The sequence below is a fragment of the Acinetobacter legionensis genome (assembly GCF_048551735.1).
Lineage (GTDB): Bacteria > Pseudomonadota > Gammaproteobacteria > Pseudomonadales > Moraxellaceae > Acinetobacter.
On sequence record NZ_JBIMBV010000005.1, the window covers coordinates 149,221 to 163,520 of the forward strand.

At 39.1% G+C, this 14,300-nt stretch carries 12 protein-coding genes; 5 read left to right on the forward strand and 7 right to left on the reverse strand.

Annotated features, from left to right (window positions below):
• Positions 1 to 8 precede the first annotated feature (8 nt).
• The 4 genes from ACG9ZL_RS06415 to ACG9ZL_RS06430 form a co-directional block, all read right to left on the reverse strand.
• Positions 9 to 1,445: a cryptochrome/photolyase family protein gene (locus ACG9ZL_RS06415; protein ID WP_419359460.1), complete on the reverse strand. Its 1,437-nt coding sequence runs from the start codon at positions 1,443 to 1,445 to the stop codon at positions 9 to 11.
• A gap of 109 nt (positions 1,446 to 1,554) precedes the next feature.
• Complete coding sequence (locus ACG9ZL_RS06420) at positions 1,555 to 2,037, reverse strand: FKBP-type peptidyl-prolyl cis-trans isomerase (protein WP_004717066.1); 483 nt, start codon at positions 2,035 to 2,037, stop codon at positions 1,555 to 1,557.
• 143 nt (positions 2,038 to 2,180) lie between these two features.
• Positions 2,181 to 3,467: an NAD(P)/FAD-dependent oxidoreductase gene (locus ACG9ZL_RS06425; RefSeq protein ID WP_336951721.1), complete on the reverse strand. Its 1,287-nt coding sequence runs from the start codon at positions 3,465 to 3,467 to the stop codon at positions 2,181 to 2,183.
• A gap of 127 nt (positions 3,468 to 3,594) precedes the next feature.
• Positions 3,595 to 4,863: a D-alanyl-D-alanine carboxypeptidase PBP6B gene (locus tag ACG9ZL_RS06430; RefSeq protein ID WP_419359461.1), complete on the reverse strand. Its 1,269-nt coding sequence runs from the start codon at positions 4,861 to 4,863 to the stop codon at positions 3,595 to 3,597.
• A gap of 178 nt (positions 4,864 to 5,041) precedes the next feature.
• On the opposite strand from ACG9ZL_RS06430, the gene ACG9ZL_RS06435 reads away from it, so the two are divergent.
• Entirely contained in the window at positions 5,042 to 6,745 is a 1,704-nt protein-coding gene (locus ACG9ZL_RS06435) for a M61 family metallopeptidase (protein ID WP_419359463.1), read from the forward strand.
• A gap of 79 nt (positions 6,746 to 6,824) precedes the next feature.
• On the opposite strand, the gene uraH is transcribed toward ACG9ZL_RS06435, so the two are convergent.
• Positions 6,825 to 7,226, reverse strand: a complete 402-nt coding sequence (uraH, locus tag ACG9ZL_RS06440) for a hydroxyisourate hydrolase (protein ID WP_419327183.1) — start codon at positions 7,224 to 7,226, stop codon at positions 6,825 to 6,827.
• A gap of 302 nt (positions 7,227 to 7,528) precedes the next feature.
• Between uraH and ACG9ZL_RS06445 the strand changes: the two genes are divergently transcribed.
• On the forward strand, positions 7,529 to 7,948 hold the full coding sequence (locus ACG9ZL_RS06445) for a hypothetical protein (protein ID WP_419359465.1): 420 nt from the start codon (positions 7,529 to 7,531) through the stop codon (positions 7,946 to 7,948).
• 73 nt (positions 7,949 to 8,021) lie between these two features.
• Here the strand turns inward: ACG9ZL_RS06445 and lipA are convergent, their stop codons facing one another.
• Positions 8,022 to 9,035, reverse strand: coding sequence for a lipoyl synthase (lipA, locus tag ACG9ZL_RS06450; RefSeq protein ID WP_004717052.1), 1,014 nt, complete (start codon positions 9,033 to 9,035; stop codon positions 8,022 to 8,024).
• 202 nt (positions 9,036 to 9,237) lie between these two features.
• Here lipA and sthA point away from each other — a divergent pair, with 202 nt between their 5' ends.
• The 3 genes from sthA to epmA all read left to right on the forward strand — a co-directional run bounded on the left by sthA (position 9,238) and on the right by epmA (position 12,832).
• Positions 9,238 to 10,653, forward strand: coding sequence for a Si-specific NAD(P)(+) transhydrogenase (gene sthA / locus ACG9ZL_RS06455; protein WP_004717049.1), 1,416 nt, complete (start codon positions 9,238 to 9,240; stop codon positions 10,651 to 10,653).
• A gap of 140 nt (positions 10,654 to 10,793) precedes the next feature.
• Positions 10,794 to 11,861 (forward strand): 4-phosphoerythronate dehydrogenase, encoded by a 1,068-nt coding sequence (locus ACG9ZL_RS06460; protein ID WP_419359466.1) that lies wholly within the window; start codon positions 10,794 to 10,796, stop codon positions 11,859 to 11,861.
• Entirely contained in the window at positions 11,858 to 12,832 is a 975-nt protein-coding gene (epmA, locus tag ACG9ZL_RS06465) for an EF-P lysine aminoacylase EpmA (protein ID WP_419359468.1), read from the forward strand. The genes ACG9ZL_RS06460 and epmA overlap by 4 nt, the downstream gene beginning before the upstream one ends.
• 123 nt (positions 12,833 to 12,955) lie before the next feature.
• On the opposite strand, the gene ACG9ZL_RS06470 is transcribed toward epmA, so the two are convergent.
• Positions 12,956 to 14,197, reverse strand: a complete 1,242-nt coding sequence (locus tag ACG9ZL_RS06470; protein ID WP_419327185.1) for a multifunctional CCA addition/repair protein — start codon at positions 14,195 to 14,197, stop codon at positions 12,956 to 12,958.
• Positions 14,198 to 14,300: the final 103 nt, after the last annotated feature.

Consider the following 14,300-nt stretch of genomic DNA (forward strand, 5'->3'; position numbering starts at 1 on the left):
GTGTGACTTTAAATCTGCTTAAAAGCTTCAATTGCTCGAATACGACTTTGCTTTAAATCCACAATTGGCTTTGGATAGTTGAGCTCTATATTTGGATTTTTTGCATAAGGTTCATGAATGGTTTTTGCGTCTAAATGTGCAAGTTCTGGAACCCATTTTCGAATGTAATCACCTTGTGCGTCAAATTTCTGCGATTGGCTGATAGGGTTAAAAATACGGAAATAAGGTACGGAATCTGTTCCTGTGGATGCACACCATTGCCATCCTCCGTTATTGGCAGCCAAATCCCCATCAATAAGGTGTTGCATAAACCATTGCTCACCTAAACGCCAATCAATCAATAGGTTCTTGGTGAGAAACATGGCGACAACCATGCGGATCCGATTATGCATCCAGCCTGTGTAAAGTAACTGGCGCATACCTGCATCGACGATAGGAATCCCTGTCTGACCAGTTTGCCAAGCGCTTAAATCATTTGGAGCATTGCGCCATTGTAGCTGCTGTGTTGGCATTTTAAAGGGCAAGTGCTTTGACACACGAGGGAAATCAAACAGGATATGCTGATAAAACTCACGCCAAAGCAGCTCATCGAGCCATGTTTGTTGACCAATATGATCAATAGAAAAATGTCCAAATTGTGCTCGAAAGAGGGCATTGAAACACTGTCGAATTGAAAGGATGCCTATATTTAAATAGGCTGAAAGCTGGCTGGTAGCTTCAATTTGGGGGAAATCACGCTCGAGTTGATAATGACGGACTTTGTTTTCAATAAATTCATCCAAGACATTCAAAGCATATTGTTCGCCAATTTGCCACTGCTTGTTGATCTGATTCGGATCGAATTTAAAACCAAGCTCGGCCAAAGTTGGCAGGCTATTGTTATTCAACTTGCCTACGTCTATTGCATCATTTAAGGCTTGAGTCTCAGGAATAGGGAAGCATTGCGGGATTGAAATACTCAGTTGTTCATAGCAATATTTTTTAAATGGGCCAAAAACTTGATAGGGTTGATTGGATTTATTTCGAATTGAACCCACAGGGAACAGCGTGCGATCATGATATAAAATCAAATCACGCTTACTTTGATTCAGTTGTGTTTGAACTTGAAAATCTCGATTTAACTCATTGACACCGCACTCGATATTGGCATGTACATTTTCAATTTCCAGTTTTTGGCACAGTTGATTGATCTCGGTTGGAATGTTTTCCCATAAGGGGATGTTGCAAATAATTAGCGGAATTTGAATGGAAGCAAGTTCTTGCTGGATGGCTTTAATTTGACGTAAATAGAAATCAAGCTTAATTGGTGCATCGTCATGCATCTGCCATTGTTCAGGTGAAAGAATCACAAGTGCAATCACAGGGCCACTTTGTGCCGCATGCCATAGGGCAGTATGATCTTGTATACGCAAGTCTTGACGGAACCAAAGAAGTTGTTTTTGCATAGGATTTATCAGAATAGACTCAATTGCACTAGATTTTAATCAATTTAAACGGATACATATAAAAAAGGCAAAGTAAAAACTTTGCCTTTTCGATCAGATCAATCAGATCTTAGTGGTGATGACCACCTGCACCGTGTACATGACCGTGCTCTAATTCTTCTGGAGATGCATCACGAACTTCTGCAATTTCAACTTCAAAAGTAAGATCTTGGCCAGCTAATGGGAAGTTAGCATCAACGATGATGTTGTCGCCTTCGATTGCTTTAACAGTAACGATTTGAACACCATCATCAGTTTGAGCTTGGAACTGCATACCAGCTTCAATGTTCTCAACACCTTGGAACATTTGAGCAGGAACTTCTTGAACGAGGTCAGGGTTGTATTCGCCATAACCTTCAGCAGCTGGAATAGTGACTGTAAATTTGTCACCTACAGTTTTACCTTCTAAAGCTTTTTCTAAACCCGGAATGATGTTACCTGCGCCATGTAAATATGCAAGTGGTTCACCTTGTGATTTATCGAGAGTTTCACCCTCAGCGTTAGTCAGCGTATAGTGGAAAGAAACCACGTTGTTATTTGCAATAGCAGTCATGTTATTGATCCATTGGGTAATCGATAATTTTAAGGCTACATCATAAAGTGAAAAGCAATTTTTGTAGACTAAAATTACTAAAAAATTGCATTTTCATCTGTATTTTGACCATTTTTTCATAAATATGGGCAAAAATTTAAATTTCAATGCAATTTTATTTTTGGCGCGATTTTTCGTGTAACAAAATCTTTAGCCGTTAACAAGCCTGCATGAGCATAGCCATATATCGTCGCTTGATGAATACGATATAAAGACACATACATCGATTTTGCCACGAAGCCCTGAACATTGACCTGACCAAGTAGCTCACCGACCGCTTTATTTTCACTAAGTGATACCAGTGAGCCTTTGTCTGCGAATTGGAACATTGGCTGTGGTCGCCCTTTGATACGTGCATTCATTGCATCTACAAGAAACGAAGCTTGTTGACTTGCGACTTGTGCACGTGGACCAAGTGGTGCTTCTCTTGCATCTAAGATACAGTGGGCGCAATCACCAAAGGCAAAAATGTTTGGATCAGCCTGAGTCTGTAAGGTTGCGTATACGTTTAAACGCCCCATACGATCTTTTTCAAAGCCTGCTAAATTGGCAATTACTTTAGGGGTTTTTATCCCTGCTGCCCAAACTTTTAATTGTGCTTCTACAGATGTGCCATCACTAAAATAGACTTTTTCAGCATCTACTTTTTCAACACGTTTGCCCGTTAATACATCTATTTTCATTCGTTGTAATTGCTGTGTGGCATGCTCTGCCATTTTTTCAGAAAGTGCAGGTAAAATACGATCAGCGCCTTCAACCAAAGTAATTTTGACATTGTTTGGGTTAATTTTATTTAAACCATATTTATAAAAGTTCTGTTTGGCTTGAACCAACTCAGCTGAAAGTTCAACACCTGTTGCGCCTGCACCAATCACGGCAATGTGTAATTCACGATCAATATTTTTATTTTGAGCATCTAAATACAAGTGCAGTAAGTCCTGCTGGAAGACTTCCGCTTGTTGGCGACTGTCGAGATAATGGCAAAATTCTTTAACCCCGGGCGTATTAAAGTCATTGGAGACTGAGCCGACGGCCAGAATTAAGGTATCATAATGCAGTGTGATTTTCTCTTGATTGGATTCATATTTACTGGTTTGGGTTTTGCTGAGCTCGATGGTTTTGTTATCACGATCTAAATGTTCAAAACGCCCCAAGACAAATTCATAGTGATGTTTGGCTGCATGCGCATAATAATTGGTTTCTTCATCACTTGGGTTCATGGTGCCAGCCGCAATTTCATGCAGCAATGGTTTCCAGATATGGGTGAGTTTTTGGTCAACAAGGGTGATTTTGGCTTTTTTACTCTTTCCAAGCGTATCACCGAGTTGAGTCACCAGTTCTAAACCACCAGCGCCACCACCAACAATCACGATATGATGTAGATTTGACATAGAAAACCTAAATTGTTGTTATGAAAATAGAATGGCATAAATATGCCATTCTATTTAATTGTTTAGGTTTTTTTTGTATTACAGGTTACATAAATATAATAAATCTAAGTAAATTGGTTGGTTTTAATTAAATTCCAAAAATTGACTTGATCCATTCCATTAAGCGTTCAAACCAAGAGGCTTGTTCGATATGCACTTCATCTTCAATATCAAAACTTTGAATCAGTTGATTGTTTTGATAAACATTCACTTTTGCCAAATGCATGATCTTTTCTAAAGGTGCGGTAAGTGATGTCTCATTGAGTTCAACATTCAAATGGGTTTGAGTTGTTGTAAGCGGTTCAACTGTTGCCAATAGACCATTTGCTTCAGTTTTCATAATACGGCTATTTACAACATCAAAAGTCGCTAAATCAATTGGTGTCGCATCGTTATATAACGATGTGGTTATAAGTTGAGGTTTTTTTGCTTCAACCTTAAACATTTTCAAGGTGGATTTAACTACAGGAAGCTCAGCAATCAGCTGTTTGTCTTTAATTGCGACTTCATCACGGGTATAGGCATAGCCCAAGTTTAACAGTTTATGTGCAATTTCCGCGCGTTTAATTGCACTTTTTGCACCCATCACCACCACAATTAAACGACGATCAGGAGACTCTGTAATGGCAGAAGGACGATGCGCTGTCAGTGCTAAGTTATAGCCGGCTGCTTTGGTAAAACCTGTTTTTAAACCATCTACACTTGGATCAGACTTTAAAACAAGGTTGGTAGCATGATGAAAATGTTGGTTATAACTAAAACTTGGCATCACTGAATAATGCATATATTCAGGGGTTTGTGATGTCACTGCTTGACCTAAGATCGCCATATCATGAGCTGACGAAAAATGATCAGGCATGGTAATACCGGGAGGGTTGGCAAAATGAGTATCCTTCATTCCCAATGCTTGTGCTTCTTGATTCATACGAGCAACAAATGCAGGTACGCTACCTGAGATACGTTCTGCCAGTGTTACTGCTGCATCATTGGCAGACATCACAATCAATCCAGCAAGAAGTTGGTCGATTGAGATTTGCTCACCTTGCTTTAGGTACATTTGGGATTCATCCCATTGCACGATCTGAACCACAGGGGTTGCAGTAATAATCTCTTCTTTTTTGATATGACCCGCTTTGAGTTCTTTCAACGCAATATAAGCGACCATCATTTTGGTCATGGATGCTGGCGCACGCTGTATATGACTATTATATTCAGCAATGGTTTGACCTGATTGCGTATCTAATATTGTCCAAGCTTCAGCTTCAACAGATTGCGGATTAATATTAAGTAAAGTGGCGTTAACAAACGTGGAGCAAACCAAGCCCGTTATTGCGATAAAAGAAGCAAGAATTTTCAACAGATTTACCTTTAAGCCAATCCTATGGCGAGAGTGCATAAACTTTGCGAATGCTATGCCTTTTTTGCACTCTTCGCTAGTCAGAATCGTAGACAATTGCGACTAAAATCGCCTGACTTTGTAAAAAAATGCTAATCTAATTGGTAATTTCTCACTGTCTATTTTCGAATATATATTTATGTTGCATTATCAGATTGAATTTGACGATTACCGTCAGCACCTCATCCATGTCACATTGCGCTTTCTGGCGAACCCTACCCAAGTTTTGTCACTTCCTACATGGATTCCTGGTAGCTATTTGATCCGTGAATTTTCTAAACATATCGAATCTGTGAAAGCCTATGATGAAGCGGGTCGTCAGCTGCAAATTAATAAGTTTGAAAAAAATAAATGGCGTTTATATAACACAGACCATGAACTGATTACTGTTGAATATGATGTTTACGCCTATGATCTTTCGGTACGTGGCGCGTATGTCGATCAAACCCGTTTATATGTCAATCCTGCTTGTGTCTGTCTAGGGTTACAAGACCAAGAAGAGTCAGCAATCGAAGTTGAAGTATTTTTACCTGAAGAATTAAAGCATTTTCAAATTGCCACAGGTTTAGAGTCAAGAAGTTTGGTGAAAGGGCGCTACACCTTAAAAGCCAACAATTATGCACAATTGATTGATGCACCATTTGAATTGGCAGAACAAACTCGTTTTAGTTTTGAAGCGAGTGGGATTCCACATGAATTTGTGATTTCTGGTCAGCATACAATCAATGCAGAGCGTATGAAGCAAGATCTTGAAAAAATCTGTAGTACAGAAATTTCAATGTTTGGTTCAGCACCTTTTGAAAACTATACCTTTATGACCATGGCAACCGGCAATAGTTATGGTGGTTTAGAGCATCCGAATAGTACCAGTCTGATTTCGCCACGTGATGATCTTCCTAAAGCAAATGAACCTGTAGAGCCCTCAGCGGATTATCAACGCTTCCTTGGGTTGTGTAGCCATGAATATTTTCACTCGTGGTTGGTTAAATTTATCCGTCCTGAAAATTTTGTAAATTATGACTTGGATCAGGAAGGCTATACCTCACTGCTATGGATTTTTGAAGGCTTCACCTCTTATTATGATGATTTGATTCTGTATCGCAGTGGTGTGATTTCTCAAGCATCTTATTTAAAGTTGCTAAAAGGGCAAATTGATCGTTATCTACAGAATCCAGGACGTTTTATTCAATCTGTTTCAGAGTCTAGTTTTGATGCTTGGATTAAATTTTATCGTCAGGATGAAAACTCAAATAATGCTGGAACCAGTTATTACAATAAGGGGTGTTTGGTGGCACTCAGTTTAGATTTAGGTCTACGTTTACGTGGTTCTAGTCTGGATGCATTAATGCGCCGTTTGTATGAAAATACCCAAAAGGGTATGCAAGTCAATGAGCGTACGATTGTTGAATTGTGTAATGAACTGACGGGTGATAATTGGATCGAACAGATTAATCATTTGATTAATACCACAGATGAATTACCACTGGATCAATTGTTCCCTGAATTTGGTTTGAGCTATGGCTTGCAAAATGAAAAAGCACTTCCATTTGGTTTGAAAGTTGCTGAAAAAGCTGAGGGTGTCATCATTCAGCAAGCGCGTCGTGATGGTGTTGGCGCAAAAGCGGGTTTATCTGCCAATGATGTGATCATTGCGATTGATGGTTTAAAAGCGTCTGAAAAACTTTTAAGCCAATATGCAAAACATCAAGGTCAATTTACACTTTATGCATTCCGCCGTGATGAGTTTTTACAATTTGAGTTGCAAGGTGGTGAAGTTGCTTTGACTACGGTTGAGTTGACTGTATTAGATCAAGCTAAGGCTGATAAATGGTTAAAGGCTTAATTAAGTTGTGTACCAAGAAAAACCGATGTTAAAAAAACATCGGTTTTTTTACGCCTAAAATTTAACTTGATATGATCAATCAATTACCACGATATGTTGAATATCCATAGGGGCTAATCAGCAGTGGAATATGATAATGTTCAAGGCTTCCATCAATCACAAATACCACAGGAACTTCTGGAAAAAAAGCACGTTGGTTGTTCTGTTTAAACCACTCGCCTGTTTGAAAAGTAACCTTATATACACCCTTATCTAATGCTTTATTTTCAGGGTACAATGATAAAATTCGCCCATTACTGTCTGTGCTTCCTTCATTAATTTTTACCCATTTATCTTTTTGTTGCGCTTCAAGAATGACTTTAACATTGCTTGAAGGTAAGCCATTTTCAAGATTTAATACATGTACGCTTAATGGGTTTTGGGCAAAACAAATCCCAGAAAATAGGGTTGCCGAAACAGCTAAAATTAATTTTTTCATCATGTTTTTTACTAAGACTAAAATCTCTATGTTAAGGTCAAGTTGAAGCAGTGCCGTTAAAAAAATGTAAAATTATATTAATCATCAATATCCCAAATATATTTTGTGTAGGGTTCGGTTTTGGCGACCGAAATCTGCAATAACAGTAAAATGAGGCAAATAAGCTAAAGTATCATCCATTTTTATATTTATGATTCCCAGTTAAAAGAAATCAACATATTTGTCATTAAACTTTCTGACTGTATATTTTAAAATCATCCAACAATAAGTTTATTCTAAATTCATAATACAAAAGGATAATGTCAATGAAAAAGCGTTTCTTAAGGCTCATCACAATCGCATGTGGTTTAGGCGTAGCTCCACTTGGATTTGCTGCAAATTGTTCAAGTACAATCAGCAATAATGCTGTGGCAAACTTAACTGTTCCAGCAGGTGCAACATGTACGTTAAATAGTACATCCGTTGAAGGGAACGTGAATGTACTCAATGGTGGAAGTTTGATTTTAAACAACTCTTCAGTGAGTGGAAATGTGCAAGCCAATACAGCCAAAGTATTAAAGTTGGTTAATTCTTCTGTTGAGGGGGATGTGCTTGCAGGTCAGGTTTCATCAACATTGAGCTTAAATAAATCAATGATTACAGGAAATTTACAATGTTCCACACTGACGAAACTACAAAGCAGTATGAGTAGTGTTGAAGGTAAAACTACAGGGAAGTGTCGTTAAAAATCAAAAATATCTGTAAAAAAGCACTCAATATAGAGTGCTTTTTGGACGCTTAAATTTTTTGAACAATGACTTAAGCTTCGATGGCTTGTACCGCAATTTTTTTCGCTGGATCAACTTTACGGCGTACCACTGGAACAGGTTCACCATAATATTGACGATCTGCAAAATAGCTAGAACGAACCATTGGTGCAGCCCAGATATTTCTGAAACCAAGCTTGTGACCATGTGCAGTATAACGTTCAAATTCTTCTGGTGTGACAAAACGGTCGATTGGTGCATGTTCTTTAGAAGGCTGCAAGTATTGACCGATTGTCACATAATCAACACCGTGTGCATGTAGATCATCTAACAGGGCAATCACTTCTTCTTCGGTTTCACCAATACCTACCATCAAACCACATTTTGTTGGCACGTCAGGGCAGTACTCTTTAAACATTTTTAACAAGTTTAAAGAATGTTGATAGTCTGAGCCTGGACGCATCGCTTTGTAGAGACGAGGTACTGTTTCAATGTTATGGTTAAATACATCTGGTGGACATTCAGTCATGATACGCAGTGCAATATCCATACGACCACGGAAATCTGGAACCAATATTTCTAATAGTGTTTTTGGACTGAGTTGACGTGCTTCTTGAATACAATCAACGAAATGTTGCGCACCACCATCTAAAAGATCATCACGGTCTACAGAGGTAATCACTGCATACTTTAAACCGAGATTGGCGATGGTTTCTGCCATATGACGAGGTTCATCTGGATCAAGTGCATTTGGACGACCATGTGCAACATCGCAGAACGGGCAGCGACGGGTACAAATATCACCCATGATCATAAAAGTTGCAGTACCACCACCAAAACATTCTGGAAGGTTAGGACAAGCCGCCTCTTCACACACAGTATGTAGTTTTTGTGCACGTAAAGTGGTTTTGATTCGTTGAACTTCATCAGGCGCAGCCATTTTGACACGAATCCAATCCGGCTTTCGTGGTGCTTCAACCGTCGGAATAACTTTTACAGGTATACGAGCAACTTTTTCCGCGCCACGTAATTTGACACCCTGTTCTGGTTTACGGTTCTCTGACATATTCAACTTTTCCACTGTTTTCTACGGGGGAGATTATGCTCATTATAGCGGAAATGCAAAAAGATAGGGCAAAAACACTATTCATATACTAAATGTCGTTATCACAGAATATATGCATGCGAAATACAGAAAATTGTTTTGGTTTAGGTCATAATATCGCATAAGACAAGATATAGACTGAATTTACTATAAGGAGCTTTGAATGCCACGTAAGAAAGAAGTCGTTAGTGGGAAATTTGTGAAATACGATGCGGTCGTACTTGGCTCTGGTCCTGCTGGTGAAGGCGCGGCAATGAAGCTTGCTAAATCGGGTAAGCGTGTTGCAATTGTAGATATTCGTGAGCAGCTTGGTGGGAACTGTACCCATGTCGGCACCATCCCAAGTAAGGCTTTACGTCAGACAGTTTCAAGTATTATCCGTTACCAACGTGATCCAATGTTTAAAAAAGTAGGGGATTGGAAACAATTCACTATGAAGCAAGTTTTACGTAATGCGCATAAAGTGATTCAACAGCAAGTTGATACACATTCACGTTTTTATGACCGTAACCACATCGATGTATTTCACGGTCGCGCATATATCCAAGATAAAAACACGGTGATTATTTTTAGCGAAGATGGTGTTAAAGAAACTTTAGTTTTCAAACAGCTTGTGGTTGCCACAGGTAGCCGTCCTTATCACCCACAAGGTTTAGACTTTAATCATCCGCGTGTATTTGATTCAGATAAAATTTTAGATTTAGATTATCCAATTCATAAAATTATTATTTATGGTGCGGGTGTAATTGGTTGTGAATATGCATCTATCTTTATTGGTTTAGACCATAAAGTTGACTTGATCAATACACAGCATCAGTTGCTCAGTTATCTTGATGATGAAATTGCTGATGCATTGTCTTATCACTTACGTGAACAAGGCGTGTTGATGCGTCACAATGAGCAAATTGATCATTTAGAAACATTTGATGATCATGTGGTATTGTATTTGCAAAGCGGTAAAAAAATTAAAGCTGATGCCATTCTTTGGTGTAATGGTCGCTCAGGAAATACAGATGGTTTAGGTCTTGAAAATGTAGGTATTACACCAAATAGCCGTGGTCAACTTGCGGTAAATGACCAATATCAAACCGAAGTTGAAAATATCTATGCGGCAGGCGATGTTGTAGGCTGGCCATCACTTGCTTCTGCAGCATATGACCAAGGTCGTTGCGCTGGTTCAAATATGAGTGGCGAAGAAAATGTTAAACCAGTGAAAGATATTCCAACGGGGATTTACACTATTCCTGAAATTTCATTCTTTGGTAAAACTGAAAGCCAGTTAACTGCTGAAAAAATTCCATATGAGGTTGGACAAGCATCATTCCGTCATTTGGCACGTGCGCAAATTACCGGGGATACAGTCGGCGAGCTTAAACTGTTATTCCATCGTGACACCTTAGAATTATTAGGTGTGCATTGTTTCGGCAATAATGCGGCCGAAATTATCCATATTGGACAAGCGGTGATGCAAAGTGGAAACAATACCATTAAGTATTTTGTTGAAACGACATTTAACTATCCAACAATGGCAGAAGCCTATCGTGTTGCAACATTGAATGGTATGAATCGTTTGTTCTAAACAAATATTCAGAATTAAAAACCCGTAAGTCATCTTGCGGGTTTTTTTATGCCATATTTAAAAGATTTGATGTGTGAACTGCATAGTCTTAAATGGTTCAAAGGTTTATCATAGCGGCAGTTAAACTTGTGGATGACGCTATGAAAATTGTTGCAGATGAAAATCTAGCATTTACTGAATATTTCTTTTCAGAATTCGGAACCATTCATCAAGCAGCAGGACGCAATTTGACTCATCATGATGTGAATGATGCAGATGCGTTATTGGTACGCTCTATAACAAAAGTCAATGAACAGTTGGTCCAAGATACAGCACTAAAATTTGTCGGTAGTGCAACCATAGGTACAGATCATCTAGATATTCCAGCATTAGAAAAGCATCAAATTGCATGGTCAAATGCAGCAGGTTGCAATGCACAAGCCGTTGCAGAATATGTGATTACAGCTTTATTGCATCTCAATCAGGATTTTCTAGATTTAGGGAAAAAGTTTACTTTAGGCATTATTGGTCTAGGCAATGTGGGAACACGATTAGCATATATGGCTCAGTTGTTGGGCTGGAATGTAATTGGCTATGATCCCTTGGTACAACGAGAAAATGTTCAGCAAGTTGAATTTGACGCTTTATTAAAGAAAGCCGATGCGATCAGCATACATGTGCCTTTAACCCAAACAGGGCCGTTTGCAACACATCATTTAATCAATGCTAATGCATTGGCGCTAATGCAGCCAGAAACCATTTTAATTAATTCAGCGCGTGGTGCTGTTGTTGAAGAAGCAGCATTAATGGCAGATATCTTAAAAACACGTCGTAAAGTGGTGTTGGATGTTTTTGAACATGAGCCTGAGATTTCACAACGTCTACTGGATTTAATTACAATCGTGACGCCACATATTGCGGGTTACAGTCTGGAAGGTAAAGCACGTGGTACTCAGATGATTTATGACGCATTTTGTAAAACATTTGCCTATACCGCACATAAGAAATTTGAATCACAATTACCAGCATGCGAACAATATTTTTATGGCAATAACATTAAACAAACGTTAAAAAAATACTTAGCTGAAATTTACAATATTCAGCGAGATGATGAAAATTTAAGAGATTGCTTAAAGGACGGCAAGGTGGATCAAAAAGCCTTTGATTACCTTCGTAAAACTTATCCTTTGCGCCGTGAATGGGCTGCTCATGGAGGGCCAAAAGCATGAGCATAGATTTTAAACCAACATGTGATATTCAGGCGCTTAAAGCACGAGCAAAACTCTATAGACAAATTCGCCAATTTTTTATTGAGCGTGATGTTTTAGAGGTTGAAACTCCGATCTTGTCTCAAGCGGGTGTAACTGATGTCCATCTGGCTTCTGTACAGGCTCAGCGTCATGTACATGGCAAAAAACAAACGCATTATTTACAAACTTCACCAGAGTTTGCCATGAAGCGTTTATTGGCGAGTGGCAGTGGTGCGATTTATCAAATTTGTAAAGTTTTTCGAGATGATGAACATGGGCGTAAGCACAATAGTGAATTTACCATGTTGGAATGGTATCGTCCGCAATTCAGCTTGAAAGATTTGATGCTAGAAGTCACTGATTTATTAAATGTGGTTTTGGCTGAACGTTTTGGTGAAGTTCGACCAACCGTACTCAGTTATAAACATGCATTTATCGATCGTTTGGACTTGAATCCACTGCAAGCAACATTGCAACAATTAAAAGATGCAGCACAGCGTGTGGGGCTCAATCTTGATTTGGGTGATGATCGTTTAGCCTATATTGATTTGTTATTTTCTCATATGGTTGAGCCAAGTTTAGGTTTTGATACGCCGGTATTTTTAACTGATTTCCCACCAGAATTGGCCTCGTTGGCAAAGACCAAACTGGATGAGGACGGTGAGTTAGTTGCTGCACGTTTTGAGCTCTATATTGAAGGGTTAGAACTTGCCAATGCCTATGATGAGTTAATTGATGCTGAGGTTTTGCGTAGTCGTTTTCAAGCAGATAATGCAGAGCGTGAAAAGCTGGGCTTATATGTGATGCCAATCGATGAGTATTTGCTCGCTGCTTTACCGAATATGTCGGAATGTGCGGGTATTGCTTTGGGAGTTGATCGTTTGTTAATGGTGGTGATGAACCAAATGAAGTTGGAAAGGGTGATTACATTTCCTGCGGATGTGTCTTGATATAAAGTTGTTTTGGACTATAGGCTGCTGGTATTTATGAATGCTATGGTTAACGAATGCTTGGATATTATTTAATAGAAAAAACTATGTATAAAACGCCTCTCATTACTGAGAGGCATTTTTTTAAACCGTATGATGATGATGACCTAACTCATGCTTTAAATGAGCAATCGCTTCAATACGTTTTTGAATTAACATTTCACCAATATCAGGACCTTGAATATCCGAGGGCAAATCCGATGCTTTAATCGTCCGTACGGTTTTCATTGCATCTAATAGGTAATGTGCTTGGGGGTATTCGCGATTTTCTAAGCCTAAACGGCCTTTAGCATCACATTCACAAGCTTGTGCAAAAGCTTCAACGCGTTCAGGGCGACGCAACACATCTAAACGCTGTAACAAACGCCATAAAGTGCCTGCTTTTAAGCTAAAAGCCTGATGGCATTTTAAGTGTTCTTTACATACTGCTAGAGCAAGCTGTTTCGTTTGAGTAGGCACTCGTAAACGATCACATACATCTGTGACAGGCTGAATCCCGCGTTCTTCATGCATGATATGACGAGGTAATTCATCTTTTGGGGTTAAAGCTTTACCTAAATCATGTACTAGTACAGCAAAACGCACATCTAAAGAGTAATTGGCTTTACATGCTTGCTGTAAAGACATCAGTGTATGAATACCACAATCAATCTCAGGATGATATTCAGGTCGTTGTGGAACGCCAAACAGGGCGTCTATTTCAGGAAAGAGCACTTTTAATGCACCACATTCACGTAAGACTTCAAAGTAAACATCTGCATGCTGTTCCATTAAAGCACGAGAGGTTTCTTTCCATACGCGTTCAGGTGTCAGTGCTTCTAATTCGCCAGATTCAACCAGTTTGCGCATCAATGTAAGGGTTTCATCGGCAATACGAAAACCATATTGTGCATAACGAGCAGCAAAACGAGCCACACGTAGTACACGTAAAGGATCTTCTGCAAAAGCGTCTGAAACGTGGCGTAAGATTTTATGTGCTAAATCATCTTGACCATGATAAGGATCATACACTTGACCTGCCTCATCCATCGCCATAGCATTTATGGTTAAGTCACGACGAATTAAATCCTCTTCCAATGTGACATCTGGATCGGTATAAAACTCAAATCCATGATAACCATGTCCCGATTTACGTTCAGTACGGGCGAGGGCGTATTCTTCTTTTGTTTTAGGATGTAAAAACACAGGGAAATCTTTCCCAACGGGTTGATAACCTTGGGCAAGAAGTTGTTCTGGCGTAGCGCCAACAACAACATAATCCTTTTCGTGATAGGGGTGACCGAGTAAATGATCTCTAACGGCACCGCCTACTAAATAAACTTGCATGAAAAAACCTCTATTCTTACTGCCATCATGCAACAGAATAGAGGTTTTCTCAAGTACAGAACTTGAGTGATTGACTAAAGTTCTGAGCTATTGATGTTAAATT

Coding starts and splice junctions, on each gene's coding strand:
- ACG9ZL_RS06415 (WP_419359460.1), bottom strand. CDS start 1,445: ATGCAAAAACAACTTCTTTGGTTCCGTCAAGACTTGCGTATACAAGAT.
- ACG9ZL_RS06420 (WP_004717066.1), bottom strand. CDS start 2,037: ATGACTGCTATTGCAAATAACAACGTGGTTTCTTTCCACTATACGCTG.
- ACG9ZL_RS06425 (WP_336951721.1), bottom strand. CDS start 3,467: ATGTCAAATCTACATCATATCGTGATTGTTGGTGGTGGCGCTGGTGGT.
- ACG9ZL_RS06435 (WP_419359463.1), top strand. CDS start 5,042: ATGTTGCATTATCAGATTGAATTTGACGATTACCGTCAGCACCTCATC.
- uraH (WP_419327183.1), bottom strand. CDS start 7,226: ATGATGAAAAAATTAATTTTAGCTGTTTCGGCAACCCTATTTTCTGGG.
- ACG9ZL_RS06445 (WP_419359465.1), top strand. CDS start 7,529: ATGAAAAAGCGTTTCTTAAGGCTCATCACAATCGCATGTGGTTTAGGC.
- lipA (WP_004717052.1), bottom strand. CDS start 9,035: ATGTCAGAGAACCGTAAACCAGAACAGGGTGTCAAATTACGTGGCGCG.
- sthA (WP_004717049.1), top strand. CDS start 9,238: ATGCCACGTAAGAAAGAAGTCGTTAGTGGGAAATTTGTGAAATACGAT.
- ACG9ZL_RS06460 (WP_419359466.1), top strand. CDS start 10,794: ATGAAAATTGTTGCAGATGAAAATCTAGCATTTACTGAATATTTCTTT.
- epmA (WP_419359468.1), top strand. CDS start 11,858: ATGAGCATAGATTTTAAACCAACATGTGATATTCAGGCGCTTAAAGCA.
- ACG9ZL_RS06470 (WP_419327185.1), bottom strand. CDS start 14,197: ATGCAAGTTTATTTAGTAGGCGGTGCCGTTAGAGATCATTTACTCGGT.